The following is a 26236-nucleotide window of genomic DNA, read 5'->3' as shown; positions in this document are numbered from 1 at the left end:
GCTGAAACGACAGCTGTATCTCTGGCATCGCTGGCTGGGCATTGGCCTGTGCCTGCTGATGGCGCTGTGGTTCGTCTCCGGGGTGGTGATGCTCTATGTCGGTTACCCCAAGCTGACCAGCAGCGAACGCCTCGGGCATCTGCCGGCGCTGCCCGCAACCTGTTGCGCCGAGGTGCCGGCGCAGTGGGCGCAGCTGCCGTTGCAGCGGCTGCGCCTGAGCAGCCTGGGCGGCCGGCCGTTCTATCTGTTGGAGTTGGCCGACGGGCGCCGGGTGACCCTCGATGCGCGCAGCGGTGAGCCACTGGAAGGTGCCGACGAAACCTGGGCGCTGGCTGGCGCCCGGCAATATGCCGGCGACGTGCCCCTGCGCTATCGCGGCCAGTTCGACGAGGACGTCTGGACGCACTCGCGTGCACTGGATGCCGAGCGTCCGTTGCATCTGGTCGAGCTGGGCGATGCCGAGCGAACCTGGCTCTACCTATCCGGCAGAACCGGCGAAGTGGTGCGTGACGCCAGCCAGCAGGAGCGGCGCTGGAACTGGCTGGGCGCCTGGCTGCACTGGCTCTATCCGCTGCGTGGTGGTTTCGGCTTCGACAATGGCTGGCGCGTGCTGGTGATCGGCCTGTCCCTGCTGGGCACGGCCATGGCCTTGCTGGGCATGGTGGTTGGCGTGATGCGCTGGCGTTTTCGCCGGCCCTATCGCAACGGCTCCCGCAGCCCGTACTCGGGGGGCTGGTTGCGTTGGCACCATGTCGGCGGCCTGCTGTTCGGCGTCGTACTGGTGGCGTGGATCTTCAGTGGCCTGATGTCCATGCGGCCCTGGGGCACCACCGACAGCCGTTCACGCCTCGACACCGCGTTGATGCAAGGCGGCGCGCTGCGGGCGGCGGATGTGTCGCTCTCGGTCAGTCATGCGCTGCAACGGTTGCGCACGGAACTGGAGGTGGTCGAGCTGGAATGGCGCCGCCTGGATGGCCGCACCTATCTGGTGGCGCGCGACGCGAGTGGCGCGAGCCGTCTACTGCACGGTGAGACCGTGCTGCGTCAGTTGCCTCGTGAGCAGTTGCTCGATACGGCCCGCCTCATGGCGCCGGATGCAGCGCTGCAAAGCGACTGGCTGGAGCGCTTCGATGCTTACTACTACGCCCGCGATGCGCAGAGCATGTACGGCTTTCAGAGCCGGCCGCTGCCGGTGCTGCGGGTGCGCTTCGATGACCCGGAGCAGACCTGGGTCTACCTCGACCCCGCCAGCGGCGAGATGGTCGCGCGGCATGACCAGCGCCAGCGCGTCGGCCGCTGGCTGTTCAACCTGCTGCATAGCTGGGACTGGCCGCCGCTGCTGGAGCGTCCGCTGTTGCGCGAAGCGCTGATCATCGCCTTCAGCCTTGGCGGCCTGGTGATCTGTCTCAGTGGCACGGTGCTGGGCTGGCGCCGCCTGCGCCGTGGGCGCAGCCGGCGACGCAAGGAGGTCGTGCAAAAGATGCTGGAATCTTGAGTGGTTCATTGCGCCCATCGGACGCAGTATTTGCGAGTTGCCCTTTTCCGTGGTGTATCGACCTGCCAATGGCTATACACCGAGATGTTTCACAACCAGGAGGTTCACCATGAGTCTGAAGAAAACCCTGCTTGGCCTGACCCTGTTGCTGCCGGCCCTGCTGGCTCAAGCCCACGAGTATGAGGCCGGCCAGCTGCATATCGACCATCCCTGGTCGCGCGAGATGCCGCCGGTGGCGCCGACCGCTGCCGCTTATTTCGTCATCCATAACAAGGGCAGCGAAGCCGATCGCTTGCTGGGTGTCAGCACCCCGGTGGCTGGCAAGGCCGAGCTGCACGAACATGTGCACGCGGGGGGCGTGATGAAAATGCAGCAGGTGCAGGATGTGGCCATCCCCGCCGGCAGAGAGGTGAAGTTCGAGCCCATGGGTTACCACGTCATGCTGTTCAACCTGAAGCAGCAGGCCAAGGACGGTGAGCGCTTCCCGCTGACCCTCGACTTCGAGAAAGCGGGCAAGGTCGAAGTCGAAGTCGCGGTGCAGAAAGATGCGCCGGCGGGACATGACCATGCTGCCGGTCATGACGCAGGCAAGCACAAGCACTGATGATGTTCACGGCACGCAGACGAACCCTTGCCGCCCAGCTTGGGCTGCTGGCGTTCGTCCTTATCGTTCTGGCGCCACTGGCGTCGCAGCTGCGTGCCGAGCCGGCTGACTGGCGCTGGCTGAACGAACTCAGCTGTCATGATGGGGCTGGTAGCGTGCCGGCCCCAACGGGCAGTACCGACCCTGTGTTGCAGGTGGATGCCTGCGGCTACTGTTCGCTGCTCTCGCAATGCCCCGCGCTGGCCGACAATGGCTCGATGGCCGCGAGTCGACGGGAGTCGTCTCGCGGCGCCGCCCTGGCGTTACCGGCGCAGCCGCTGGCGGGTGCCCACTTTCCTCATGCGCTATCACGCGCACCACCCATGCGCACCTGAAGTCAGCATTCCCACGAGGCCGTTACCAAGCCTCTTCGCAAATCGACTTTTCAGGTATCCGCATGTCCGTTTCCTTCGTTTCGGGCGCCGCTTCCGTGCGCTCGCGTTTTCCGTTGTCCGCCCTGGCCGTCGCCTGCGGCCTGTGTTCCATGACTGCACTGCAGGCCGCTGAGGAGCATGTGCACGAACTGCCGCCCAGCGTGATCACGGCGATCCAGCAAAGCTCGCCGCTGACCGTGGTGGCCGATCCCAAGGATGCGCGCCAGCCTGTGCCGGCCAGTGATGCAGCCGACTACCTCAAGACCATTCCCGGTTTTTCCGCGATCCGCAGCGGCGGCAGCAACAGCGATCCGGTGCTGCGTGGCCTGTTCGGCTCGCGCTTGCTACTGCTCACCGATGGTGGGCAGATGATCGGCGCCTGCCCGGGGCGGATGGACGCGCCCAGTTCCTACATCTCCCCGGAAACCTATGACCTGCTGACCGTGACCAAGGGCCCGCAGACGGTGATCTGGGGACCAGGCGCTTCGGCGGGCGTGGTGCGTTTCGAGCGTGAGCCGGAACGTTTCGGCGAGCTGGGCGCGCGCCTGCATGCCAGCGTGCTGGCGGGTTCCAATGGCCGTTTCGATCAGGTACTGGATGGTGCCGTCGGCAGCGAGCAGGGTTACCTGCGGGTCATGGGCAACCGCTCGCACTCGGACGATTACGACAACGGTGACGGCGACACCATCGCCTCGCGCTGGGACAAGTGGAACGGCGACGTGGCCCTGGGCTGGACGCCGGATGCCGATACCCTGATCGAACTCAGCGCCGGCCGTGGCGATGGCGAAGCGCGCTACGGCGGCCGTGGCATGGATGGCACCCAGTTCAAGCGCGAAAGCCTCGGCCTGCGCATCGAGCGCAGTAACCTCGGCGGCGTGCTGGATAAGGTCGAGGCCAAGGTCTACTACAACTACGCCGACCACATCATGGACAACTTCCGCCTGCGCGTGCCCGATCCGACCAGCATGATGGCCGGGCCGATGGCGGCGCAGGTCGACCGTCGCACCCTCGGTGCACGCCTGGCCGCGACCTGGAAGTGGGATGACGTCGAGCTGATCACCGGCATCGATGCGCAGCGCAGCGAACACCGCCAGCGCAGTTCCAGCGGCGGCATGATGGGCATGCCCTATGTCGACGCTGATCGCTTCCCCTGGGACAAGGACGCGCTGATGCATAACTACGGTGTGTTCGCCGAAGCCACCTGGAGCCTGGCCGAGCGTGATCGGCTGATTTCCGGCGCACGCCTGGATCGCGCCTCGGCCAAGGACTCCCGGCAGAACTTCACTAACATGATGGGCATGTCGACGCCCAACCCGACGGCGGGCGAGACTCGTGCCGAGACCCTGCCCAGTGGTTTCGTGCGCTACGAGCACGATCTGTCCGGCTCGCCGACCACCGTCTATGCCGGCATCGGCCATGTGCAGCGCTTCCCGGATTACTGGGAGCTGTTCTCCGCCGGCCTCAACGGCCCGGCTGGTGCGGACAACGCCTTCGACGGCATCGAGCCAGAGAAGACCACCCAGCTCGATATCGGCATCCAGTATCAGGACGACAAGCTGCAGGCCTGGGCCTCGGCCTATGCCGGGCAGATCCGCGACTACATCCTGTTCGACTATCGTGGTATGAGCACGCAGGCCGACAACGTCGACGCGCGCATCATGGGCGGCGAGCTGGGCGTGGCTTACGTCCTCGATTCCAACTGGAAGGCCGACGCGACGCTGGCCTACGCCTGGGGCAAGAACAGCAGCGATGGCGAGGCATTGCCGCAGATGCCGCCGCTGGAAGCGCGCCTGGGGCTGACCTACCAGCGCGACGACTGGAGCGTCGGCGCCTTGTGGCGTGTGGTCGACGGCCAGGGTCGTATCGCCGAAGGGCGCGGCAACGTCGTCGGGCAGGACTTCGGCGATAGCGCCGGCTTCGGCGTGCTTTCGCTCAATAGCGCCTACCGCCTCAGCCAGCAGGTCAAGCTCAGCGCCGGTGTGGATAACCTGCTCGACAAGAACTACGCCGAGCACCTCAACCTTGCCGGCGACGCCGGTTTCGGCTTCCCGGCCGAGACCCGCATCGACGAGCCGGGGCGTACCTTCTGGGCCAAGGTCGATTTCGACTTCTAAAGCTTCGGTGTTTTTGCTCCCCTCTCCCATTCATGGGAGAGGGGCTGGGGGAGAGGGGCGGCCCTAACCATCTCTCCAACGGCGCGAGGGAACTACGATTTTGCGCGCGCTAATACAGCCTTAAGCTTTACCCGCGAGAGTAGTCACCGCAGACACACCTCCCTGCACCGAAGAGGACTACATCATGCGCAAACTGCTTCTGCTGTCCCTGGTTCTGGCTAGCCCGCTGACCTTTGCAGCCACCCAATGCACCACCGCCGACAAGTCGCAGTGGCAGGATCAGGACAAGTTCCAGGCCGATCTCAAGGCTCAGGGCTACGAGATCAAGAAGTTCAAGGTCACCGGTGGCAACTGCTACGAAATCTACGGTTTCAACAAGGAAGGCAAGAAGGTCGAGATCTACTTCGACCCGGTCAGTGGTGATGCCGTCAAGAGCAACGTGGAAAGCTGATGAGCGCCGCGACCGTGCGTCTGTGGGATCCAGTGGTGCGCCTGTTCCACTGGTCCCTGGCCGGCGCTTTTCTGGCCAATTACTTCTTCACCGAAGAAGGTGAGAGCTGGCACCGCTGGTTCGGTTACTACGCCGTGGCCTGGCTGGTGGTTCGCCTGCTGTGGGGTTTCGTCGGTACGCCGGCGGCGCGCTGGGCGGATTTCTGGCCGAGCCGTGCCCGTTTGAGCGAACACCTGCGCGCGCTGATTTCCGGGCAGCCGTATCACCGCCTGGGGCATTCGCCGTTGGGCGCATTGGTGATGATCCTGATGATGCTGCTGATGCTTGGCCTGGGGGTGACCGGCTTTCTGATGGAGGAGGTCGATTATTTCTGGGGCGCGGATTTACCGCTGGAGATCCACGAACTCTGTGCCAACGGCTTGATGGCGCTGGTCGGCCTGCATATCGCCGCGGCCTTGGTCGAGAGCTATCGGCTGCGCGAGAACCTGCCGCTGTCGATGGTGACTGGCAAGCGGCGCAAGTTGCAGGAGCACTGAGTGTACAGTCGCGGCTGAAGCCCCTCCCACAGTACCCACGCTCTGTGGGAGGGGCTTTAGCCGCGATGAGCCTTGCTCAGGCCAGGCGCGCGTCGAGGCTGTTCTGCGCCAGGCGCTTGGCCTGTGCTTCGGTCATGCCGAGGTGCTCGTGCAGGGCGGCGAAGTTCTCGCCGACGTAGCCGCCGAAATAGGCCGGATCGTCCGAGTTCACCGTCACCTTCACACCACGCTCGAGCATCTCGAGGATGTTGTGCTGACCCATGTGCTCGAACACGCAGAGCCTGATGTTGGACAGCGGACAGACGGTCAGCGGAATCTGCTCGTCGATGATGCGTTGCATCAGCCGCTCGTCCTCGATGGCGCGTACGCCATGGTCGATGCGCTTGATCTTGAGCAGATCCAGCGCCTCCCAGATGTACTCGGGCGGGCCTTCCTCACCAGCATGGGCGACCGCATGCAAGCCTTCGCTGCGCGCCTTGGCGAACACGTGCTCGAACAGCCGTGGCGGAAAGCCTTTCTCCGAACTGTCGAGACCGACGCCGATGAAGGCATCGCGGAACGGCATGGCCTGCTCCAGGGTCTTGAACGCTTCTTCCTCGGGCAGGTGACGCAGGAAACTGAGGATCAGCCCATGGCTGATGCCCAGTTGCTTCTCGCCATCGACCAGCGCCTGCTGGATGCCGCGCAGCACCACCTCGAAGGGAATGCCGCGGTCGGTATGGGTCTGCGGGTCGAAGAAGGGCTCGACATGAATGACGTTCTGCGCCTTGCAGCGTTGCAGGTAAGCCCAGGTCAGGTCATAGAAGTCCTGCTCGCTGTGCAGCACGTTGGCGCCGGCGTAATACAGGTCGAGAAATTCCTGCAGATTGTTGAAGGCGTAGGCGGCGCGCAGGGTTTCGACATCGGCCCAGGGCAGGGCGATCTGGTTGCGTTCGGCCAGGGCAAACAGCAATTCGGGCTCCAGGGAGCCCTCCAGGTGTAGGTGCAGTTCAGCCTTGGGCAGGGCGTTGAGCCATTCGGGCATGGTGATTTCTCGTTATCAGACTTCGGTTGATGCAAAGTCTAACCGTTGAGACAGGAATCTGCTGTTTCGTCAGCACGGCTTCTGCCTTGCATTGCTCTAGCTCGCTAGGCTTTACAACGTGGTGGTCGCGAACGGGCAACGGCAGGGGAACCGTAGGGCGGGTGTAACCCGCCCTACGGTTTCTTGCGCCTTACTCGCGCTCGATGGCCAGCGCGACGCCCTGGCCGCCGCCGATGCACAGGGTGGCCAGGCCCTTCTTGGCATCACGACGAATCATCTCGTGCAGCAGGCTGACCAGCACGCGGCAGCCCGAGGCACCGATGGGGTGGCCGAGGGCGATGGCGCCGCCGTTGACGTTGACCTTGTCGGCGTCCCAGCCCAGTTCCTGGCCGACCGACAGCGCTTGAGCGGCGAAAGCCTCGTTGGCTTCGATCAGATCCAGATCGGCCAGGCTCCAGCCGGCTTTCTCCAGACAGCGGCGGGTGGCCGAGACCGGGCCGATGCCCATGATCGCCGGGTCGACGCCGGCATTGGCGTAACCGGCGATCTTCGCCAGCACCGGCAGGCCCAGCGCCTGGGCCTTGGCTGCGCTCATCAGCAGCACGGCAGCGGCGCCGTCGTTGAGGCTGGAAGCGTTGCCGGCGGTGACGCTGCCGTCCTTCTTGAACGCCGGCTTCAGTTTGGCCAGGGATTCGGCGGTGGTGCCGGCACGCGGTTGCTCGTCACGGGCGAAGGCGACGGGATCGCCCTTGCGCTGCGGGATCAGCACCGGGGTGATCTCGGCATCGAAACGACCGGCCTCGATGGCGGCCACGGCCTTTTGCTGCGAGGCGGCGGCGAAGGCGTCCTGGGCTTCGCGGGAAATCCCATACTTTTCCACTAGGTTCTCGGCGGTGATGCCCATGTGGTAGTCGTTGAAGGCATCCCACAGGCCGTCGACGATCATGCTGTCGAGCATCTGAGCATGGCCCATGCGCAGGCCGGTGCGTGCCTTGGGCAGCACGTAGGGCGACAGGCTCATGTTCTCCATGCCGCCAGCGATGATCACCTCGGCATCGCCGCAGCGGATGGCCTGGGCAGCCAGGTGCAGAGCCTTGAGGCCCGAGCCGCAGACCTTGTTCAGGGTCATGGCCGGTACGGCATGCGGCAGGCCGGCGCGGATCACGGCCTGGCGTGCGGGGTTCTGACCACTGCCTGCGGTAAGCACCTGGCCGAGGATCACTTCATCGACCAGGGCGCCGTCGATACCGGTCTGTTCCAGCAGGCGCTTGATGACGATGGCGCCGAGTTCCGGCGCGGGGATGTCGGCCAGGCTGCCCTGGAAGCTGCCGATGGCGGTGCGGGTGGCGGCAACGATGACGACGTCTTGCATGTACATGTCCTCGACTCGGTTCAGACAGTGACCGGAAAGGCCTCGATGGTCGCATAGCCAAATGTGACCGGCCAGCCACGTCATGTGGTGAGCATGGCGGTCAGGGGCGTAGCGTCGCGTCGCGCGTAGGGCGGGTGCAACCCGCCACATACTGCCTAAGCCAGTCGACGGCGAGCCCGTTGCGCGGCGCTGTTGCGGATTGCCCAGCGCAGCAGGGTGGCGGTGCGCTGCACGCTGCTGCGAATCAGTGGGCGGCGCCAGGCAGCCTGGTGTTCGCCGAGCAGGTCGCTGGCCCAGTCTGGCAGCAGGTCGACACCCGCCTGCATCACCAGGCTGCCAAAGGGTTTGGCCAGAATGTTCGGCATGGGCGCGGCGTAGAGTAGCCGCACCACCTCACGGGTTCGCTCGTCGCAAAGCAACTGCGAGCGCATGTGCTCAAGGTATGCCTCGATTGCCTGACGCGACTTGGGCACGTTCTTCGCGCCCAGGCGTTCGGCGATCAAGGCGACTTCGCGGTAGTAGCGATCCTGCTCGCTAACCGGCAGTTGCGGGTCGACGTAACGCAGATAGCCGGCGAGAAACTGGCTGACCTCGGAAACGTGCACCCAGGTCAGCAATTCGGGATCGCTGGCGGCATAAGGTCGGCCATCCGGGGCATGGCCGACCACTTGCAGGTGAATGGTGCGCACCTTTTCGAGCAACTGCTCGGCGTCATGTGCGCCGCCATAGGTGGTGCCGGCGATGAACAGGCTGGTGCGGCGCAGGCGGCCGAGCATGTCCTGACGAAAGGTGGAGTGATCCCACACGCCAGCTAGTGCCAGCGGGTGCAGCATCTGCAGGAGCAGGGCGGAAACGCCGCCCACCATCATCGAGGTGAAATCGGCATGCACCTCCCACACCATCGATTCGGGGCCGAACAGGCCAGCGTCGCCACGCGGCTGGTCGAGGTCGAGCACACCGAGCGAGGCGCCAGTGAGGCTGTGTACCTGTTTTTCGATTTGTCTGCGTAAGGTTTCCATGGCGCGCAGTTTCGGCGCTTGGCTGACGCAAGACAAGATGAGCCCGGCCCTTTCGGGCCGGGCGCGAGGCTCAGCGGTTGAGGCGCTGTTCGATCAGGCTGTCGACCACGCTGGGGTCGGCCAGGGTGGAGGTGTCGCCCATGTTCTCCAACTCGTTACAGGCGATCTTGCGCAGGATGCGCCGCATGATCTTGCCCGAGCGGGTCTTGGGCAGGCCGGGCGCCCATTGCATCAGTTCCGGCTTGGCGAAACTGCCGATCTCCTTGCCTACGAGGGTGAGCAATTCTTTCTTCAGCTCGTCCGAGGGCTCCTGGCCTTTCATCAGGGTGACGTAGGCGTAGATACCCTGGCCCTTGAGGTCGTGAGGGTAGCCGACCACCGCTGCCTCTGCGACGGCGTCGTGCAGCACCAGCGCGCTTTCCACCTCGGCGGTGCCGATACGGTGGCCGGAGACGTTGATCACATCGTCCACGCGGCCGGTGATCCAGTAGTAGCCGTCCTCGTCGCGGCGTGCGCCGTCGCCGGTGAAGTAGTAGCCGGGGTAGGGCTTGAAGTAGGTGTCGATCATGCGCTGGTGGTCGCCATAGACGCTGCGGATCTGGCTTGGCCAGCTCGCTTTGATCGCGAGTACGCCGCTGCCGGGGCCGTCGATTTCCTTGCCCTGTTCATCCAGTAGTACTGGTTGCACGCCGAAGAACGGGCGGGTAGCCGAGCCCGGCTTGAGGTCGGTGGCGCCGGGCAGCGGGGTGATCAGGATGGAGCCGGTCTCGGTCTGCCACCAGGTATCGACGATCGGGCAACGGCGTTCGCCAACCACGTTGAAGTACCACTCCCAGGCTTCCGGGTTGATCGGCTCGCCCACCGAACCGAGCAGGCGCAGGCTGCTGCGTGAAGTGGCCTTGACCGGGCCTTCGCCTTCACGCATCAGCGCGCGCAGGGCGGTCGGCGCGGTGTAGAAGATGTTCACCTGGTGCTTGTCGATCACTTGCCAGAAGCGCGAGGCGTCCGGGTAGTTGGGCACGCCTTCGAACATCAGCGAGATGGCGCCATTGGCCAGCGGGCCGTAGACGATGTAGCTGTGCCCGGTGACCCAGCCGACATCGGCAGTGCACCAGTAGACGTCGCCCTCGTGGTAGTCGAACACGTACTTGTGGGTCATCGCGGCACCGAGCAGGTAACCGCCGGTGGTGTGCAGCACGCCCTTGGGTTTGCCGGTAGAACCCGAGGTGTAGAGGATGAACAGCGGGTCTTCGGCATCCATTGGCTCGGCTGGGCAGTCCGCGCTGACGTCCTTGAGCGCCTGGTGATACCAGAGGTCGCGACCTTCGACCCAGGCGACATCGCCCTGCGTGCGCTCGACCACCACCACGGTGGAGACGTTCGGGCAGCTCTGCAGGGCCTTGTCGACGTTGTTCTTCAGCGGGATGTACTTGCCGCCGCGCACGCCTTCGTCGGCAGTGATCACGGTGCGGCAGTCGGCATCGAGGATGCGGTCGCGCAGGGCGTCCGGGGAGAAGCCGCCGAACACCACCGAGTGCACGGCGCCGATGCGTGTGCAGGCGAGCATGGCGTAGGCTGCTTCGGGGATCATCGGCATGTAGATGCACACGCGATCGCCTTTCTTCACGCCACGGCTTTTCAGCACGTTGGCCAGGCGGCTGACGTTGTGGTGCAGCTTGTTGTAGGTGATGTGCGCGGATTCGGCGGGGTTGTCGCCTTCCCAGATGATGGCGATCTGTTCGCCGCGCTTTTCCAGGTGACGGTCGATGCAGTTGTAGGCGACGTTGAGCTGGCCACCCTTGAACCATTCGGCGCGGCCCTGTTTCAGGTCGCTGCTGTGCACCTGATCCCAGGGCTTGAACCAGTTCAGAAAGGTCTTGGCCTGCTCGCCCCAGAAGGTTTCGGGCTGCTCGATGGACTGCTGGTAGAGGCGCAGGTAGGCGTCGTTATCCAGGTGCGCGCGCTGGCGCACCGCGTCTGGCACGGGATGGCGAGTGATCTCGAACATGGCGGGGTCCTTGTAATTGTTTGTCCGCAACAGCCACAAGGGTGCACCCAAGCAGGTGCTTGGTTCAAGGCTTGTGCGTGTCGAGATGCTGCCGGGCCTGCTCGCTGTGCCGATATTCCAGTTGTGCTGCGACCAGGCTCCGGGTCGAGGCACCGTAGCGTGTAGCGATTTCGACGAGTGCCTCGTCGAGGGCCTGCCCGGCGGGCATCGTGCTTCCCGGGAGTCTTGGCAACCCGGAGGCGTCTGTCCGTTGCGCTACGAACTCCAGTCCGCTGGCGCTGAATACGGGGTGATGGGCCACACCCTGTACCTCCGTGCGAAAGGTACGCGCCCAAGCATCCACCCGCAGGGCCAGGCTGACTTCGTCCATGCCGGGGTGACACCGGCTCGGCTGCTGCTGCACCTGCGCCTGGAAAGCGCCTGTCAATCGCTGGAGGCGGGTGAGGCGTCGCTCAAGCGCGTGGCGCAGCGCAGTGGCTTCGTCAATGTGTACAACCTCAGGCAGGCCTTTGCGCGGGCGCTGGGTGTGACGCCTGGAGAGTATCGCCAGCGTTTCTGTCGTTGAGGTGCGCCGTTGGACGCACCCCATATCCATCAGCCGCGATGGTGGGCGCGGAAGTGTTCGATCAGCCCCTGCGTCGAGGCATCTGCAGCGCTGCTGTCGAGCTGGCCGGTCAGGCGTTGGTAAACCTCCTTGCCCATTTCCTTGCCCAGCTCCACCCCCCACTGGTCAAAGGCATTGATGCCCCAGATGGCGCTCTGCACGAACACCTTGTGCTCATACAGCGCCACTAGCGCGCCGAGGGTGAAGGGGGCGATACGGTTCATCACCAGGATGTTGCTCGGGCGGTTGCCGGGGATGACCTTGTGCGGCGCCAGGCGCTGCACTTCGGCTTCCGGCAGGCCTTTGGCACGCAATTCGGCTTCGGCTTCCTCGCGGCTCTTGCCCTGCATCAGCGCCTGGGCCTGCGACAGGCAATTGGCGAACAGCCACTGGTGATGATCCGAGAGTGGGTTGTAACTGTTGACCGGGACGATGAAGTCCGCCGGTACCAGCAGGCGGCCCTGGTGCAGCAACTGGTGGTAGGCGTGCTGGCCGTTGCAGCCGACGCCGCCCCAGATCACCGGGCCGGTGGCTATGTCCAGCGAGCTGCCGTCCTGGCGCACACTCTTGCCGTTGGACTCCATGTCCAGCTGTTGCAGGTGCTTGGTGAAGTTACGCAGGTAATGGTCGTAAGGCAGGATCGCGTGGCTCTGCGAATCCCAGAAATTGGTGTACCAGATGCCCAGCAGGGCCATCAGTACCGGCATGTTCTGGGCCAGCGGAGCCTGGGTGAAGTGCTGATCCATGGCGTAGGCGCCGGCCAGCAGTTCCTTGAAGTTGGATACCCCGATGGCCAGGGCGATGGGCAGGCCGATGGCAGACCACAGCGAGTAGCGTCCGCCGACCCAGTCCCACATCGGGAAGATGTTCTCTTCGCGGATGCCGAACTCGATGGCCGCCTTGCGGTTGCTGGTCACGGCAATGAAGTGGCGGTGCAGCTCCTCTTCCGGGCCGCCCATGGCCAGGTACCAGTCGCGTGCGGCCAGGGTGTTCTTCAGGGTTTCCAGGGTGCCGAAGGACTTGCTGGAGACAATGAACAGAGTGGTTTCCGGATCCAGTCGCGCAGTCAGCTCACGGAATTCGCTGCCGTCGATATTGGCCAGGTAGTGACAGCGCACACCGCGTTGAGTGAACGGGCGCAGCGCTTCGGACACCAGTTGCGGGCCGAGGAAGGAGCCACCGATGCCGATGTTGACCACTTCCTTGATCGGCTTTTCGCTGTAGCCACGCCAGAGGCCGCTGTGCACGCGGCTGACCAGCTCGGTCAGTTGATGCAGCACGCGGTGCACTTCGGGAATGATGTCGGCGCCATCGACCACCAGGCGGCGGCCGATCGGGCTGCGCAGGGCGGTGTGCAGCGCGGCGCGTTGCTCCGAGGCGTTGACCTGTTCCCCCTGGTACAACGCATGGATGGACTGCGGCAGACCGGCTTGCTCGGCCAGTTGGATCAGCAATGCCAGACTGTCTTCGTTGATCAGGTTTTTCGAGTAGTCCAGCAGCAGGCCGCAGCTGTTCAGGGAGAAGCTTTGGAAGCGGGTAGCGTCCTCTGCGAAAGCCTCGCGCATGCTGAATCCGGCCATCGCTTGGCGATGCTGGCGCAGGGCCTGCCAGGCGGGCAGGGTGGTGACGTCGTGAGGCTGCTGGTAGTAGGCCATCGGAGCTCCTGATCCGCGAAAGCAAAAGGCCCGGGGGTGACCCGGGCCTAAGAGTGTAACCGTCCGTGTTTGGACGCTGCTACTGGCCAGGCAGTTCAACGACCAGATTGTCGATCAGGCGGGTTTTCCCCAGCTGTGCTGCGGTCAGCACCACCAGGTGGCGATCGTCGATGGCCGCCGGACGCAGGCTGATGGCATTGCGGATTTCCAGGTAGTCGGGGACGAAGCCGGCTTCGCGTTGCTGCGCCTGGGCGTTCTCGATCAATCTGGCGTAATCGCGCGCGCCGCGTTTCAGTTCGTCAGCGATACCCTGCAAGCCGCGGTAGAGCACGGGCGCGGTGGCGCGCTGCTCGGCGCTGAGGTAACCGTTGCGCGAAGACAGCGCCAGGCCGTCCTCGGCGCGCTGAGTGGGCGCGCCGATGATCTGGATCGGCATGTTCAGGTCGCGCACCAGCGTGCGAATCACCGCCAGTTGCTGGTAGTCCTTTTCGCCGAACACGGCCAGATCCGGCTGCACCATGTGAAACAGCTTGGTGACGACCGTGGCCACACCCTCGAAATGGCCAGGGCGGCTGGCGCCGCACAGCCCTTCGGACACACCCTGTACGGTGACGCGCGTCTGACTGTCCATGCCGTGCGGATACATTTCCGCGACGTCCGGGTGGAACAGCAGGTGGCAACCCGCGGCGAAGAGCTTCTCCTGGTCAGCAGCCAGAGTGCGCGGATAGTTGTCGAGATCCTCACCAGCACCGAACTGCAGCGGGTTGACGAAGATGCTGGCAACCACGAAGTCGGCGCGTTGTGATGCGATCTCGACCAGGGAAACGTGACCGGCGTGCAGGTTACCCATGGTCGGTACGAAACCGATCTGCTTGCCCTCGGCGCGTGCCTGGGCCACTGCGGCGCGCAGCTCGCGCAGGGTCTTGACCGTGTTCATGCCGAGAAACCGTGTTCGGCAGCGGGGAAGCTGCCATCCTTGACCGCTTTCACGTAAGCGCTCAGGGCGCCCTGAATGCTGTCCGCACCGATCATGAAGTTGCGTACGAACTTGGCGACGCGGCCCGAGAGCGACAGGCCGAGCATGTCGTGCAGCACCAGCACCTGGCCATCGGTGCCTGGGCCGGCGCCGATACCGATAACCGGAATCTTCACCGCCTGAGCGATCTCGGCAGCCAGCTCGCTGGGCACGCATTCGAGCAGCAGCATGGCTGCACCGGCCTGCTCCAGCGCCATGGCATCAGCGCGCATCTGGCGGGCCTGCGCTTCCTGGCGGCCCTGTACCTTGTAGCCGCCAAGGATGTTCACGGCTTGTGGCGTGAGGCCGAGGTGGGCGCAGACCGGCACACCGCGTTCAGCCAGCAGGCGGATCGGCTCGGCCAGCCAGCCGGCACCTTCCAGTTTGACCATGTGCGCACCGGCCTGCATCAGCTTGGCGCTATTGAGCAGAGTCTGTTCGGTGGTGGCATAGGCCATGAACGGCAGGTCGCTGATGATCAGCGCGCCCTGGTTACCGCGTTTGACGCTGGCGGTGTGGTAGGCCATCTCATCGACGCTGACCGGCAAGGTACTGTCGTGGCCCTGTAGCACCATGCCCAGGGAGTCGCCGACCAGTAGCACCTCGGCACCGGCCTGGCAGCAGGCTTGGGCGAAGGTGGCGTCATAAGCGGTCAGCATGGCGATCTTTTCACCGTTCTGCTTCAGGCTTTGCAGGGTGGTCAGGGTAACGTCAGGCATTTCAAGGATCCTCGCTCAGGCTCGGTGTACGGCTTCTATCTGGCTGCAATCCGGCCTGGATTGGCATAAAGGTGCGCCCGGCGCTGGGCGACGGGACGCCTATAGTCCTGATGGGGGGGCTTGAAGTCAATTGCGGGTGTTACCGCTCTGTTACTGGCGTTACCGCCAATGTGGGCGGCCAGGCTTCAGGCTAGAGCGGCTGCGCCATGGCGCCAGGCGTTACGCAGGGGGGTGTTGCCCGGAAGCTGGGCCACGCAACAGCGCAGGGTCACTCGGGCAGACGCTCCAGCCCGGTGAACGGGCAGGCGGCCAGTAGTTCGCACAGGTGGCGTCCATCTGGCAGCTCCAGCTCGGGGTCGAGTTCAGCCAGTGGGTAGAGTACGAAAGGGCGAGCGTGCATATGGTAGTGCGGTACGGTCAGGCGCTCATCGGAAATCACCCGCTTGCCGAACAGCAGAATGTCCAGATCCAGAGTGCGCGGTCCCCAACGTTCGGCCTTGCGTACGCGGCCCTGCTCCTGCTCGATGCGTTGCAGGGCATCGAGCAACTGCCAGGGCTCCAGTTCGGTATCCAGCGCTGCCACGGCGTTGACGTAGCGCGGTTGATCCGCTGGGCCCAGCGGGTCACTGGCGTATAACGAGGAACGGCCTGCCAGCTGGCTGTGCGGCAGACGGGCAAGAGCGCCGAGAGCTTCCTGCAACTGCTGACGGGGCGTTTCCAGGTTACTGCCCAGGCCGATGTAAACCCGTTCCATCATTCTGCGGCGGTGCTGCCGTCGTCACTGCGCTTGCGCCGATTGTTGTTGCGCCGGCGTTTGCGTGGGGCGTTGCCCGCGGCCTCGGGCTTGCCGGCCAAATCGCGGATCATCTGCCGGCGCTGGCTGTCATTGGCATCCTGGTACTCGGTCCACCACTCGCCCAGGCCGCCGGTGTCTTCGCCGGCCAGTTCGCGCAGCAGAAGGAAGTCGTAACCGGCGCGGAAGCGTGGGTTCTCCAGCAGCAGGTCGGCGCGTTTGCCACTGCGTCTTGGCAGGCGCTCCTGCATATCCCAGATCTCGCGGATCGGGATGGTGAAGCGCTTGGGCACGGCGATGCGCTGGCACTGCTCGGTGATCAACTCGTGAGCGGCTTCCTGCATGGCGGGGATCGGTGGCATGCCCTTGCCCTGCAAGTGCAGCACGCGGGCCGGAAGGGCTGGCCAGAGCATGGCCGCGAAGAGGAAGGCGGGGGTGACCGACTTGCCCTCATGGACGCGATCATCGGTGTTGATCAGCGCCTGACGGATCAGCTTCTCGGTGTACTCGGGATTGCGCTTGAGCGCTTCACCGCTGGCCGGGAACAGTTGCGCGAACAGGTCATGTTCGAGCAGCAGATCGAAGGTGTACTCGGCGTAACCGGTGAGAAACAGCTTGAGTACTTCGTCGAACAGACGCGCCGAGGGTATGTCGCGCAACATCGGTGCCAGGCGGCGTATCGGTTCGGCGCTGTGCTTCTCGATATCGAAATCGAGCTTGGCGGCGAAACGCACTGCCCGGAGCATGCGCACCGGATCTTCCAGATAACGCTGCTCGGGGTCGCCGATCAGTCGCACCAGGTGGTTACGCACGTCATGCATGCCGCGGGCGTAATCGAGAATGTGCTCCTGAGTCGGGTCGTAATACAGCGCATTGATGGTGAAGTCACGGCGCTGGGCGTCGTCTTCCAGGGTGCCGTAGACGTTATCGCGCAGGATACGACCACTTTCGTTGCGCGCGGCCAGGTTGCTGTTTTCCTCTTCCTCACCCTGTGGATGATTGGCGCGGAAGGTGGCGACTTCGATGATCTCGCGACCGAAGTGCACGTGAACCAGCTTGAAGCGGCGACCGATCACTCGTGCATTACGGAACTCGGCGCGCACTTGCTCGGGGGTAGCGCTGGTGGCGACGTCGAAATCCTTCGGATCGATATCCAGCAGCAGGTCGCGCACGCAGCCGCCGACCAGGTAGGCCTGATAACCGGCTTTCTGCAGGCGTTCGACCACACTGATGGCGTGGCGGCTGATCTCGTTACGATTGAGCGGATGTTGTCGACTGCCCAGCACTTCAGGGGTGCTGCGTGGACGAGCGGCGCGGCGCAGAGGTGAGCGGAAAGACTTGAACAGCTTTTTCAGCATGGGATGCACTGTTTGGAGTAGTGGTCGGTCAGCCCCGCATGCTGTTGAAAAACTACCGGCACGGGCGTCGTAGCGCTAAAAGCAGCTCGCCTCGGCAATGATTTTTTCAACGGCATGCGAAACGATGACCGCATGATTGCTGCGGATTCTAGCATCGTGTAGGGAGAAGGTGTGTAGAGAGGCGGCAGGCGGGGATCCGAGAACCGGAAGCTACTGGGGGAGCCGAAGCTCCCCCCCAAGTTGGTGCGTGCTTTGTTTTTATTGTTATTGAGGGCCTGTTGTTTTTGTTGTTTGGCCCTTCCCGGCTCGCCGTGGCTTACCGGGTGCTCCCTAGAGAGGGGAGCCAATAGCAAACGGATTTCTTTGGACGCTGATGCTGCCATGTTCCAACCAGTTCCGGCGCTGCCTTGGGGCAGTTTTATTGTTCTCAGCCTGGTCGTAAGGGGCGAACCCCTGAGGCAACTCCTCTCCAAAAGAATCAGTTAGCTGCGCCTCCGTCCTTATTGTTTTTGTTGTTCTGGAGTCGTTTCGTCTTGTTCTTATTGTGTAGGGCATTGCTTGTTATTGTTGTTGTGCCAGAGATAAAGCAGTTGCCGTGCCAGTTTTGGCGATTCCTTGTAAATCAAGGGTTTGCGCGTTTTTTGGGGTGGTGTGTGGCGGGGGGGAGGCCGGGTTTTCGTTACCGATAGACCCGACCTTTGTTACGAGATATTGAACCGGTAACAACCTGTGGAACCTGCGCGCAGGTCGGTTGTCACCGGGGCGCAAGGTCAAGAACCGCTGGTCACACCGGATTTGCGGCGTGGGATGCCCAGGCGCTGACGGCGTTCCCACAGGCATTTGCGACTGATGCCCAGCTTGCGGGCCAGCTCGGTCTCGGTCATGTGATCCTGATGCTCGAGCACGAAGTGCTGGAAGTAGTCCTCCAGGGATAGATCCTCGGTCGGCTCATGGCTGCTGTTACCCGGCTGACTGGGGAGGCCGGGCAGGCCGAAGATTTCGTCGTCCAGATCGTCCAGCTCGATATCGATACCCAGCAGGTCAGCGGAAATCTCCGTGCCTTCACACAGGATCACCGCACGCTCGATGGCGTTCTCCAGCTCACGAACGTTACCGGGCCAGGAATAGTGACGGATGGCCTGTTCCGCATCGTGGGCGAAATGCAGCGGCTCGCGGCCCATGCGGGTGTATTGGCGCACCAGAAACGCCTGGGCGATTTCGCTCACGTCGGCGCCGCGCTCGCGGAGTGCTGGGAGCTTGAGGGCGATCACGTGCAGGCGGTAATAGAGGTCTTCACGGAATTGGCCGGTCTTGGCCAGAGTCTTGAGGTCGCGGTGGGTCGCGGCGATCAAGCGCACATCGACCTTTTGCGACTGTACCGAGCCGACCCGGCGAATCTCGCCTTCCTGCAATACGCGCAGCAGGCGCGCCTGGGCTTCCAGTGGCAGCTCGCCGATCTCATCAAGGAACAATGTGCCGCCATCGGCCGCTTCCACCAGACCGGCGCGACCAGCGCTGGCGCCGGTAAATGCGCCTTTCTCGTGGCCGAACAGCTCGGACTCGATCAGGGTTTCCGGAATCGCCGCGCAGTTCACCGAAATCAGTGGCGCCTTGGCGCGACGCGATAGGTTGTGCAGGGCACGCGCGACCAGTTCCTTGCCGGTGCCGGATTCGCCTTGCACCAGTACATTGGAGTCGGTGGGGGCGACCTTGCGAATCTTGCTATAGAGCTCCTGCATGGCGGCGCAAGAGCCGATGATGCCGATTTCGCCATTGGCGTTATCGGCGGCTTTTTCGCCGTTACCGCTACGTGAGGGGCTGCTGCTTGCGCTGGCCGGGGAGTTCTTGGCTTCCTGACGGTCACGCAGGATGCGGGCGACGGCCTGCAACATCTCATCGTGATCAAAGGGCTTGGCGATGTAGTCGACCGCGCCCATCTTCATCGAGTCCACTGCCGAGCGCAGGCTGGCATAGCTGGTCATGATCAGCACCGGGGTGCCTTCGGCCAGTTTGATCAGTTCGGTACCGGGCGCGCCGGGCAGGCGCAGGTCACTGACGATCAGGTCGAAGGTCGGAATGCTGTAGCGCTCCTGAGCTTCCTGTACCGAGCCAGCTTCGCTGACCTGGTACTGGTTACGTTCGAGCAGGCGGCGCAAGGCAGAGCGGATAATGGTTTCGTCTTCGACGATAAGAATATGTGGCATCAATTCGGTCTCTCGACGGTCACGGAGGTGCCGCAGGCACCCTCTGTCGCTGTTTACATCGCTACGGACGTCGCCTCGACATGCCTCGGCAGGGTGACCCGAATTCGAGTGCCCAATTGGCGCTCGGGGTCGGCCGGGCTGTCGATTGTTATCTGTCCATAATGCTCTTCCACGATCGAATAGACCAGCGCAAGGCCCAGACCGGTGCCTTCGCCTGGATCCTTGGTAGTGAAGAAGGGTTCGAACAGGCGGTCGATGATCGCCTTGGGAATGCCACTGCCCTCGTCTTCCACGATCAGATCGACGGTATGTTCGCTGGCCTCGCTGCGCACGCGGATGGCGCCACCGGGCGGTGAGGCGTCGCGGGCGTTGGACAGCAGGTTGATCAGCACCTGCGCCAGGCGTTGTGGGTCGCCACAGGCCCAGTGTTGTGGATCGCAGAGGTTATAGAAGTGGATGTCGAAGTTGCGCTTGTTCAGGGACAGCAGGCCGATGGCGTCCTGCGCCACGTCGGCCAGGCATACCGGTTCGTCGCTGCGCTGGTGGCTGCCGGAGTGAGCAAAGCTCATCAGGGACTGGACGATGCGTGACACGCGCTTGGTCTGCTCGAGAATCTGCCCACTGATCTCGGTCAGCTCGCCGTCGTGCTCGCGTTCCTCGCGCAGGTTCTGCGCCAGGCAGGCGATGCCGGTGATCGGGTTACCGATCTCGTGCGCGACGCCGGCCGCCAGGCGGCCGATGGAGGCCAGGCGTTCGGAGTGCACCAGCTTGTCTTCGAGCATCTGCGTGTCGGTCTGATCCTCGACCAGCAGCACCAGGCCGCTGTTACCCGGCGCCAGGGGCTCGTTGATGGCGGCCTTGTGCAGGTTCAGCCAGCGGGTTTGTCCATCGAGCGCCAGGTGCTGTTTGTGCAGGTGTTCGTCGGGCAGTTCGATGAAGTTCTGCAGCAGGCTCTGCCAGGGTTCGGCCAGGGCGGACAGGCGCGAGCCGACGATGCGCTGCGCGGGAATCTCGGTGAGTTCCTCCATGGCGCGGTTCCACATCAGGATCTCCTGATCCTTGGCCAGTGAGCACACGCCCATTGGCAATTCCTGCAAGGTCTGGCGGTGGTAACGACGCAGTGCATCGAGTTCGGCGGCCAGGCCGGTGAGGCGTGACTGATAATCTTCCAGCCGGCTTTCGATGAAGTGGATGTCCTCGGTGACATAGCCCTCGCTGCCGGACTTATAGGGCAGGAAGGTTTCCACGATGTCTTGTGCCACGCTCGGCCCCATCAGGCCGGATAGGTTGGCTTCGATGCGGTCGCGCAGGCGGCGCAGCGCATAAGGGCGTCCCTCGTCGAACGGTAGATGGAGGTCGCGCAGGGCCTGCTCCACTTCACGCTGAGCGGTCTTGGCGCCGAGCGGTTTGGCCAGTTGCGCGGCGAAGTCCTGTGGTGAGATGGCCACCAGTTCGCGTCGTTGTGGGCGACGCACGTTGTCTACTGCGCAGGCCTCGGCGGCGCTCTTTTCTTCAGGACTGGCCTCGGTGAACAGTGACACCAGAGTGAATACCAGCACGTTGGCGGCCAGCGAGGCGATGGCTGCCAGGTGCCAGCTGGCATCGTCGAGCACATAGATGACGTTGAACAGCGGCAGGTATAGACCTTCCAGGTTGCCCAGCAGCGGCAGCAGCATGGTCAGCGCCCAGACGCTGATCCCTGCCATCAGCCCGGCGAGGAAGCCGCGGCGATTGGCCGTTTGCCAATACAGCACCGAGAGCACGCCGGGCAGGAACTGCAAGGTGGCGACGAAGGCGACAATGCCCAGGTTGGCCAGATCTTGCTGGGCGCCGAGCAGCAGGTAGAAGCCGTAACCGGCCATGATGATGAAGGCGATCAGCGCGCGGCGCGTCCACTTCAGCCAGCGGTAGATGTTGCCCTCGGCCGGCGGTTGATACAGCGGCAGCACCAGATGGTTGAGTGCCATTCCTGACAGTGCCAGGGTCGAGACGATGATCAGGCCGCTGGAGGCCGAAAGACCTCCAATATAGGCAAGCAGCGCCAGCGTTTCGCTGTTCACCGCGATGCCCAGGCCGAGCGTGAAATATTCAGGGTTGGTGGTGGCGCCGAGCTTGAGGCCGGCCCAGAGGATCAGCGGCACGGCCAGGCTCATCAGCAGCAGGAACAGCGGTAGGCCCCAGCTGGCGCTGACCATGGCGCGTGGGTTGAGATTCTCGGTGAAGGTCATGTGGTACATGTGCGGCATGACGATGGCCGAGGCGAAGAACACCAGCAGCAGGGTGCGCCACGGGCCTTCCTGCAGTGGTGTGTGCAGCGTCGACAGCGCCGCCTGGTTCTGTACCAGCCACAGCTCCAGCTCACGCGGGCCGCCGAATACGCCATACAGTGCATAGAGGCCGATGGTGCCGAGGGCGATCAGCTTGACCAGCGACTCGAAGGCGATGGCGAACACCAGGCCTTCGTGTTTCTCGCGGGTGGCGATATGGCGTGCACCGAACAGGATGGTGAAGAGGATGATCAGGCCGCAGTAGCTCAGCGCCACTTTCTCCTGCAGCGGCTCGCGGCTGAGGATGCCGATGGAGTCGGCCACCGCCTGGATCTGCAGGGCCAGCAGCGGCAGCACGCCGATCAGCATGAACAGCGTGGTCAGTGCGCCAGCCCAGGTGCTGCGAAAACGGAAGGCGAACAGATCGGCCAGCGATGACAGCTGATAGGTGCGGGTGATGCGCAGGATCGGATAGAGCAGCACCGGCGCCAGCAGGAACGCGCCGGACACCCCCAGGTAACTGGCGAGGAAGCCATAACCGTACTGGTAGGCCAGGCCCACCGTGCCATAGAAAGCCCAGGCGCTGGCGTAGACGCCCAGCGACAGGGTGTAGGTCAGCGGGTGGCGAATGATCCGACGCGGGATCAAGCCATGTTCACTGAGCCAGGCAACGCCGAACAGAACCAGAAGGTAGCCGGCGCTGATCAGGATCAGCTCGCTCAGGCTAAAGCTCGTCAGCATCGCGTTGGCTCTGAAGAATGAAGGTCACGACGATGAGGATCAGCCACAGCAGGTAGGGCCGGTACCAGGCACCATTGTGATCGATCCACCAGTCCATGATGGCCGGGGAGAACAGGTAGATCCCCACTACCAGGATCAAAACCAGTCGGTAGATATACATGTGACATCTCGTCGATAGATGCCGCGATGGTAAAGGATGCCGCGCATCCCAAGCCACAAACTTGAGGCTTGCATCTAGGGGGCGCCGTGCGCACCGAGACCGTACAGGGTTCCGGAATAGCGGGTTTGGCGCACCCTACCTCAATTGCGCTTCGGCCAGGGTGCGGCTGCGCGGAATGCGTGTGGCATCCCAGTTGGCGATGCCCCAGGCCAGTAACTCGGCGGGGGCGGCACCTTGCAGCTCGGCTGGCGGCTGCTGGCCGAGCGCACGCAGGGCGCGCAGCAGCAGCGGCCCTGCCTGATCGGAAGGGAGCGGTGGCGAACGGTAGCTTTTGCCCAGCTTGTGGCCGTCCGGCTGGATGATCAGCGGCACGTGCAGGTAACGCGGCTGCGGCAATCCCAGCAATTCCTGCAGGTAGAGCTGGCGCGGCGTGGAATCGAGCAGGTCGGCGCCGCGTACCACATCGGTAACACCCTGCCAGGCATCGTCGAGCACCACTGCGAGTTGGTAGGCGAACAGGCCGTCGCGACGGCGAATCACGAAATCGCCCACCTCGCGACCCAGATGCTGGCGGAATTCGCCCTGCACGCGGTCGACGAAGTGATAGTCCAGTTCTGGTACGCGCAGACGGATGGCCGCGTCATGATCAGGGTGGCAGGCGTTACGGCAGAAACCCGGATAGATACCGGCGTAACCTTCGAGTTGCTTGCGCGAGCAGATGCAGGCATAGGCCAGTCCCTGGCTGAACAGCCGGGCTATCACGGCGGCATATTCTGCGTGTCGCTCGCTCTGGCGCACCATTTCCCCATCCCATTCGAAACCGTAGGCTTCCAGGGTCTGCAGGATCGCATCCTGAGCGCCGGGCACTTCCCGTGGTGGGTCGAGATCCTCCATGCGCAGCAGCCAGCGGCCGCCAACGGCACGGGCATCGAGGTAGGAGGCGAGTGCGGCGACCAGCGAGCCGAAGTGCAGGTAGCCGCTTGGAGTGGGGGCGAAGCGCCCGATATAGGCAGTGTTCATCAAGGCGCGTCAGGAGCGAAGGCCAGAAACAGAGCGGGGCGCCTAAGCGCCCCGTCGTCAGATCAGGAACCGATCTGCTTTTCCTTGATTTCCGCCAGCGTCTTGCAATCGATGCACAGCGTGGCGGTCGGGCGGGCTTCGAGGCGGCGAATGCCGATCTCAACGCCGCAAGAGTCGCACCAGCCGTAATCGTTGTCTTCGATCAGCTGCAGGGTCTCGTCGATTTTCTTGATCAGCTTGCGCTCGCGGTCACGGGCACGCAGTTCCAGGCTGAATTCTTCTTCCTGGCTGGCGCGGTCGGCCGGATCCGGGAAGTTGGCCGCTTCGTCCTGCATGTGGTGCACGGTACGGTCGACTTCCTGCATCAGCTCCAGCTTCCACTTATTGAGGATGCTGGTGAAGTGAGCGCGCATCGGCTCGCTCATGTATTCCTCGCCCTTCTTCTCTGGATAAGGCTCGAAACCACGAATCAGCTGGCTGGTGCTTTTGGCTTTTTCTTTTGTGGGCATGGATGACGCCTCTCACTCTTTCAAATCCATCGCGCAGGGTATTCCATTGCCAGGCATTTGTCCTGGCCCTGCGGCTGCAAGCGGGCGAACTTACCAGATCGAATCGGGGCGCGCTACTCCCGGTTGTCTCCGGCTTGTCCGGGGTGTGAAGGAAATCTGCATGGGACTGGGCGCCAAGCGCGGCGGCGCTTCGTGTCCTTGCCGCGGCCTGAAGCAGCCCTGCTAGAATCCGCGCCTCGCAACCGTGAAGACAGACCCATGGCTCAGCTCTACAGCGCGCGCAGTCGCGCCATCGAACCCTTTCATGTGATGGCCCTGTTGGCGCGTGCCAACGAGCTGCAGGCCGCCGGCCACGACGTCATCCACCTGGAGATCGGCGAGCCGGATTTCACCACTGCCGAGCCGATCATTCGTGCCGGTCAGGCCGCCTTGGCCGCGGGGCATACCCGCTACACCGCTGCGCGGGGACTGCCGCAACTGCGGGAGGCCATCGCCGGTTTCTACGCTGAGCGCTACCGGCTGAATATCGATCCCCAGCGCATCCTTATTACGCCGGGCGGCTCGGGTGCGCTGTTGCTGGCCGCCAGCCTGCTGGTCGACCCAGGCAAACACTGGCTGCTGGCCGACCCCGGCTATCCGTGCAACCGCCATTTCCTGCGCCTGGTGGAAGGCGCCGCTCAACTGGTGCCGGTCGGCCCGGACGTGCGTTACCAACTGACGCCGCAACTGGTCGAGCGGCACTGGGATGGCGACAGCGTCGGTGCGCTGGTCGCCTCGCCGGCCAACCCGACCGGCACGCTGCTGCACAAGGACGAGCTGGGGGCCTTGGCCGACTGCATCAAACAACGTGGCGGTCATCTGGTGGTGGACGAGATCTACCACGGCCTGACCTACGGCTGTGATGCGGCCAGCGTGCTGGAGGTGGATGACGACGCCTTCGTCCTCAACAGTTTCTCCAAATATTTCGGCATGACTGGCTGGCGCCTCGGTTGGCTGGTCGCCCCCGACAATGCCGTACCGGAACTGGAAAAACTGGCGCAGAACCTCTACATCAGTGCACCGAGCATGGCCCAGCATGCCGCGCTGGCCTGCTTCGAGCCGGCTACACTGGCGATCCTCGAAGAACGCCGTCACGAATTCCAGCGTCGTCGCGACTATCTGCTGCCGGCGCTGCGCGAGCTGGGCTTCGGCATCGCCGTGGAGCCCGAAGGGGCCTTCTATCTATATGCCGATATCAGTGCCTTCGGTGGCGATGCGTTCGCCTTTTGTCGCCATTTCATCGAGACCGAGCATGTGGCGTTCACTCCGGGCCTGGACTTCGGTCGCTACCAGGCGGGACACCATGTGCGCTTCGCCTACACGCAGAATGTCGAGCGTCTGGAGCAGGCGGTCGAACGTATCGCGCGTGGCTTGAAGAGCTGGAACCCCGATGCGCTTTGATCCGCCGCTGGAAGAGGGACGTCTGCTGCGCCGCTACAAGCGCTTTCTTGCCGATATCGAGACTGCCAGTGGCGAGCAGATGACCATTCACTGCGCCAACACGGGCTCGATGCTCAACTGCATGAGCGAGGGCTGCCGCGTCTGGTTCAGCCGCAGCAACGATCCCAAGCGCAAACTGCCGGGGAGTTGGGAAATCAGCGAGACCCCTCAGGGGCGTCTGGCCTGCATCAATACCGCGCGGGCCAATGGGCTGGTGGAGGAAGCGCTGCGCGCCGGGTTTATCAGTGAACTGGCCGGCTTCACCGCGCTCAAGCGCGAGGTGGCTTACGGCGTGGAGAATAGCCGTGCCGACTTTCGCCTGGACTACCCCGATGGGCCGGCCTACGTCGAGGTCAAGAGTGTCACTCTGGGCTTTGCAGACTCCGACGTGGCGGCTTTCCCTGATGCCGTGACCCTGCGTGGCGCCAAGCATCTGCGTGAACTGGCTGCGCTGGCGCGTGCTGGTGTGCGTACCGTGCAGCTGTATTGCGTGAACCTGTCCGGCATTCGCGCTGTACGTGCGGCCGAGGAAATTGACCCGACTTACGCCGCCGGTCTGCGCGAAGCCAAGTCTGCGGGTGTAGAGGTGCTGGCCTACGGCGCCGAGATCAGTCCTGAAGGGATCGCCCTGGTTCGTCGCCTGGAAGTCCTGGTGTAGGGTGCGCCGTGCGCACCG

Annotated in this window: 23 protein-coding genes; 9 read left to right on the top strand and 14 right to left on the bottom strand. The window is 63.7% G+C overall.

What is annotated here, in order from left to right:
• The first annotated feature begins 1 nt into the window (after nt 1).
• The 6 genes from C7A17_RS05340 to C7A17_RS05315 all read left to right on the top strand — a co-directional run bounded on the left by C7A17_RS05340 (nt 2) and on the right by C7A17_RS05315 (nt 5613).
• Nucleotides 2-1495, top strand: a complete 1494-nt coding sequence (locus C7A17_RS05340; RefSeq protein WP_234035928.1) for a PepSY domain-containing protein — start codon at nt 2-4, stop codon at nt 1493-1495.
• Nucleotides 1496-1604: 109 nt separating this feature from the next.
• Nucleotides 1605-2099, top strand: coding sequence for a copper chaperone PCu(A)C (locus C7A17_RS05335; protein ID WP_106737037.1), 495 nt, complete (start codon nt 1605-1607; stop codon nt 2097-2099).
• Nucleotides 2099-2473 (top strand): DUF2946 domain-containing protein, encoded by a 375-nt coding sequence (locus tag C7A17_RS05330; RefSeq protein WP_106737036.1) that lies wholly within the window; start codon nt 2099-2101, stop codon nt 2471-2473. The genes C7A17_RS05335 and C7A17_RS05330 overlap by 1 nt, the downstream gene beginning before the upstream one ends.
• Nucleotides 2474-2535: 62 nt before the next feature.
• Complete coding sequence (locus C7A17_RS05325) at nt 2536-4626, top strand: TonB-dependent copper receptor (RefSeq protein WP_106737035.1); 2091 nt, start codon at nt 2536-2538, stop codon at nt 4624-4626.
• A 184-nt stretch (nt 4627-4810) separates the two neighbouring features.
• On the top strand, nt 4811-5077 hold the full coding sequence (locus tag C7A17_RS05320) for a PepSY domain-containing protein (protein ID WP_106737034.1): 267 nt from the start codon (nt 4811-4813) through the stop codon (nt 5075-5077).
• Complete coding sequence (locus tag C7A17_RS05315; RefSeq protein WP_106737033.1) at nt 5077-5613, top strand: cytochrome b/b6 domain-containing protein; 537 nt, start codon at nt 5077-5079, stop codon at nt 5611-5613. The genes C7A17_RS05320 and C7A17_RS05315 overlap by 1 nt, the downstream gene beginning before the upstream one ends.
• 76 nt (nt 5614-5689) lie before the next feature.
• Here the strand turns inward: C7A17_RS05315 and C7A17_RS05310 are convergent, their stop codons facing one another.
• From C7A17_RS05310 to acs, 4 genes are all read right to left on the bottom strand, one after another.
• Nucleotides 5690-6637 (bottom strand): adenosine deaminase, encoded by a 948-nt coding sequence (locus C7A17_RS05310; protein WP_106737032.1) that lies wholly within the window; start codon nt 6635-6637, stop codon nt 5690-5692.
• 190 nt (nt 6638-6827) lie between these two features.
• Nucleotides 6828-8009, bottom strand: coding sequence for an acetyl-CoA C-acetyltransferase (locus tag C7A17_RS05305; RefSeq protein WP_106742754.1), 1182 nt, complete (start codon nt 8007-8009; stop codon nt 6828-6830).
• 155 nt (nt 8010-8164) lie between these two features.
• Nucleotides 8165-9028, bottom strand: coding sequence for an oxygenase MpaB family protein (locus tag C7A17_RS05300; RefSeq protein WP_106737031.1), 864 nt, complete (start codon nt 9026-9028; stop codon nt 8165-8167).
• Nucleotides 9029-9098: 70 nt separating this feature from the next.
• Nucleotides 9099-11036 (bottom strand): acetate--CoA ligase, encoded by a 1938-nt coding sequence (gene acs / locus C7A17_RS05295; RefSeq protein WP_106737030.1) that lies wholly within the window; start codon nt 11034-11036, stop codon nt 9099-9101.
• A 250-nt stretch (nt 11037-11286) separates the two neighbouring features.
• Between acs and C7A17_RS27050 the strand changes: the two genes are divergently transcribed.
• Nucleotides 11287-11601 (top strand): helix-turn-helix domain-containing protein, encoded by a 315-nt coding sequence (locus C7A17_RS27050; protein WP_234035888.1) that lies wholly within the window; start codon nt 11287-11289, stop codon nt 11599-11601.
• A gap of 29 nt (nt 11602-11630) precedes the next feature.
• On the opposite strand, the gene pgi is transcribed toward C7A17_RS27050, so the two are convergent.
• The 10 genes from pgi to dksA all read right to left on the bottom strand — a co-directional run bounded on the left by pgi (nt 11631) and on the right by dksA (nt 24081).
• Nucleotides 11631-13295, bottom strand: coding sequence for a glucose-6-phosphate isomerase (gene pgi / locus C7A17_RS05280; protein WP_106737029.1), 1665 nt, complete (start codon nt 13293-13295; stop codon nt 11631-11633).
• A gap of 79 nt (nt 13296-13374) precedes the next feature.
• Nucleotides 13375-14232 carry a pantoate--beta-alanine ligase gene (gene panC, locus C7A17_RS05275; protein WP_106737028.1) on the bottom strand — a complete coding sequence of 286 codons (858 nt, stop codon included), beginning with the start codon at nt 14230-14232 and terminating at the stop codon, nt 13375-13377.
• Entirely contained in the window at nt 14229-15029 is an 801-nt protein-coding gene (panB, locus tag C7A17_RS05270; RefSeq protein ID WP_106737027.1) for a 3-methyl-2-oxobutanoate hydroxymethyltransferase, read from the bottom strand. The genes panC and panB overlap by 4 nt, the downstream gene beginning before the upstream one ends.
• Before the next feature lie 268 nt (nt 15030-15297).
• On the bottom strand, nt 15298-15786 hold the full coding sequence (gene folK, locus C7A17_RS05265) for a 2-amino-4-hydroxy-6-hydroxymethyldihydropteridine diphosphokinase (RefSeq protein ID WP_106737026.1): 489 nt from the start codon (nt 15784-15786) through the stop codon (nt 15298-15300).
• Nucleotides 15783-17180 (bottom strand): polynucleotide adenylyltransferase PcnB, encoded by a 1398-nt coding sequence (locus tag C7A17_RS05260; protein ID WP_106737025.1) that lies wholly within the window; start codon nt 17178-17180, stop codon nt 15783-15785. The genes folK and C7A17_RS05260 overlap by 4 nt, the downstream gene beginning before the upstream one ends.
• Before the next feature lie 770 nt (nt 17181-17950).
• Nucleotides 17951-19384, bottom strand: a complete 1434-nt coding sequence (locus C7A17_RS05255; RefSeq protein ID WP_106737024.1) for a sigma-54-dependent transcriptional regulator — start codon at nt 19382-19384, stop codon at nt 17951-17953.
• A 53-nt stretch (nt 19385-19437) separates the two neighbouring features.
• Entirely contained in the window at nt 19438-22392 is a 2955-nt protein-coding gene (locus C7A17_RS05250) for a sensor histidine kinase (RefSeq protein ID WP_106737023.1), read from the bottom strand.
• The gene (locus C7A17_RS05245) at nt 22376-22552 is read right to left on the bottom strand and encodes a hypothetical protein (protein WP_106742752.1); all 177 of its coding nucleotides are present in this window, start codon (nt 22550-22552) and stop codon (nt 22376-22378) included. Before C7A17_RS05245 ends, C7A17_RS05250 begins: the two co-directional genes overlap by 17 nt.
• Nucleotides 22553-22687: 135 nt before the next feature.
• Nucleotides 22688-23572, bottom strand: a complete 885-nt coding sequence (gene gluQRS / locus C7A17_RS05240) for a tRNA glutamyl-Q(34) synthetase GluQRS (protein ID WP_106737022.1) — start codon at nt 23570-23572, stop codon at nt 22688-22690.
• 62 nt (nt 23573-23634) lie between these two features.
• Nucleotides 23635-24081: an RNA polymerase-binding protein DksA gene (gene dksA, locus C7A17_RS05235; protein ID WP_013716970.1), complete on the bottom strand. Its 447-nt coding sequence runs from the start codon at nt 24079-24081 to the stop codon at nt 23635-23637.
• A gap of 258 nt (nt 24082-24339) precedes the next feature.
• Between dksA and C7A17_RS05230 the strand changes: the two genes are divergently transcribed.
• Together C7A17_RS05230 and sfsA are read left to right on the top strand one after the other, a co-directional pair.
• Nucleotides 24340-25521, top strand: coding sequence for a pyridoxal phosphate-dependent aminotransferase (locus C7A17_RS05230; RefSeq protein ID WP_106737021.1), 1182 nt, complete (start codon nt 24340-24342; stop codon nt 25519-25521).
• On the top strand, nt 25511-26218 hold the full coding sequence (gene sfsA / locus C7A17_RS05225; RefSeq protein ID WP_106737020.1) for a DNA/RNA nuclease SfsA: 708 nt from the start codon (nt 25511-25513) through the stop codon (nt 26216-26218). Before C7A17_RS05230 ends, sfsA begins: the two co-directional genes overlap by 11 nt.
• Nucleotides 26219-26236: the final 18 nt, after the last annotated feature.

It is taken from the genome of Pseudomonas mendocina (genome assembly GCF_003008615.1).
Lineage (GTDB): Bacteria > Pseudomonadota > Gammaproteobacteria > Pseudomonadales > Pseudomonadaceae > Aquipseudomonas > Aquipseudomonas mendocina_C.
The sequence above is the reverse complement of the archived record's forward strand: the minus strand, read 5'-3'. Positions and strand labels throughout refer to the sequence as shown.

What these genes read in the sequence shown, in the direction of transcription:
- C7A17_RS05335 (WP_106737037.1), top strand. Translation starts at nt 1,605, where the DNA reads ATGAGTCTGAAGAAAACCCTGCTTGGCCTGACCCTGTTGCTGCCGGCC.
- C7A17_RS05330 (WP_106737036.1), top strand. Translation starts at nt 2,099, where the DNA reads ATGATGTTCACGGCACGCAGACGAACCCTTGCCGCCCAGCTTGGGCTG.
- C7A17_RS05325 (WP_106737035.1), top strand. Translation starts at nt 2,536, where the DNA reads ATGTCCGTTTCCTTCGTTTCGGGCGCCGCTTCCGTGCGCTCGCGTTTT.
- C7A17_RS05320 (WP_106737034.1), top strand. Translation starts at nt 4,811, where the DNA reads ATGCGCAAACTGCTTCTGCTGTCCCTGGTTCTGGCTAGCCCGCTGACC.
- C7A17_RS05315 (WP_106737033.1), top strand. Translation starts at nt 5,077, where the DNA reads ATGAGCGCCGCGACCGTGCGTCTGTGGGATCCAGTGGTGCGCCTGTTC.
- C7A17_RS05310 (WP_106737032.1), bottom strand. Translation starts at nt 6,637, where the DNA reads ATGCCCGAATGGCTCAACGCCCTGCCCAAGGCTGAACTGCACCTACAC.
- C7A17_RS05305 (WP_106742754.1), bottom strand. Translation starts at nt 8,009, where the DNA reads ATGCAAGACGTCGTCATCGTTGCCGCCACCCGCACCGCCATCGGCAGC.
- C7A17_RS05300 (WP_106737031.1), bottom strand. Translation starts at nt 9,028, where the DNA reads ATGGAAACCTTACGCAGACAAATCGAAAAACAGGTACACAGCCTCACT.
- acs (WP_106737030.1), bottom strand. Translation starts at nt 11,036, where the DNA reads ATGTTCGAGATCACTCGCCATCCCGTGCCAGACGCGGTGCGCCAGCGC.
- pgi (WP_106737029.1), bottom strand. Translation starts at nt 13,295, where the DNA reads ATGGCCTACTACCAGCAGCCTCACGACGTCACCACCCTGCCCGCCTGG.
- panC (WP_106737028.1), bottom strand. Translation starts at nt 14,232, where the DNA reads ATGAACACGGTCAAGACCCTGCGCGAGCTGCGCGCCGCAGTGGCCCAG.
- panB (WP_106737027.1), bottom strand. Translation starts at nt 15,029, where the DNA reads ATGCCTGACGTTACCCTGACCACCCTGCAAAGCCTGAAGCAGAACGGT.
- folK (WP_106737026.1), bottom strand. Translation starts at nt 15,786, where the DNA reads ATGATGGAACGGGTTTACATCGGCCTGGGCAGTAACCTGGAAACGCCC.
- C7A17_RS05260 (WP_106737025.1), bottom strand. Translation starts at nt 17,180, where the DNA reads ATGCTGAAAAAGCTGTTCAAGTCTTTCCGCTCACCTCTGCGCCGCGCC.
- C7A17_RS05255 (WP_106737024.1), bottom strand. Translation starts at nt 19,384, where the DNA reads ATGCCACATATTCTTATCGTCGAAGACGAAACCATTATCCGCTCTGCC.
- C7A17_RS05250 (WP_106737023.1), bottom strand. Translation starts at nt 22,392, where the DNA reads ATGCTGACGAGCTTTAGCCTGAGCGAGCTGATCCTGATCAGCGCCGGC.
- C7A17_RS05245 (WP_106742752.1), bottom strand. Translation starts at nt 22,552, where the DNA reads ATGTATATCTACCGACTGGTTTTGATCCTGGTAGTGGGGATCTACCTG.
- gluQRS (WP_106737022.1), bottom strand. Translation starts at nt 23,572, where the DNA reads ATGAACACTGCCTATATCGGGCGCTTCGCCCCCACTCCAAGCGGCTAC.
- dksA (WP_013716970.1), bottom strand. Translation starts at nt 24,081, where the DNA reads ATGCCCACAAAAGAAAAAGCCAAAAGCACCAGCCAGCTGATTCGTGGT.
- C7A17_RS05230 (WP_106737021.1), top strand. Translation starts at nt 24,340, where the DNA reads ATGGCTCAGCTCTACAGCGCGCGCAGTCGCGCCATCGAACCCTTTCAT.
- sfsA (WP_106737020.1), top strand. Translation starts at nt 25,511, where the DNA reads ATGCGCTTTGATCCGCCGCTGGAAGAGGGACGTCTGCTGCGCCGCTAC.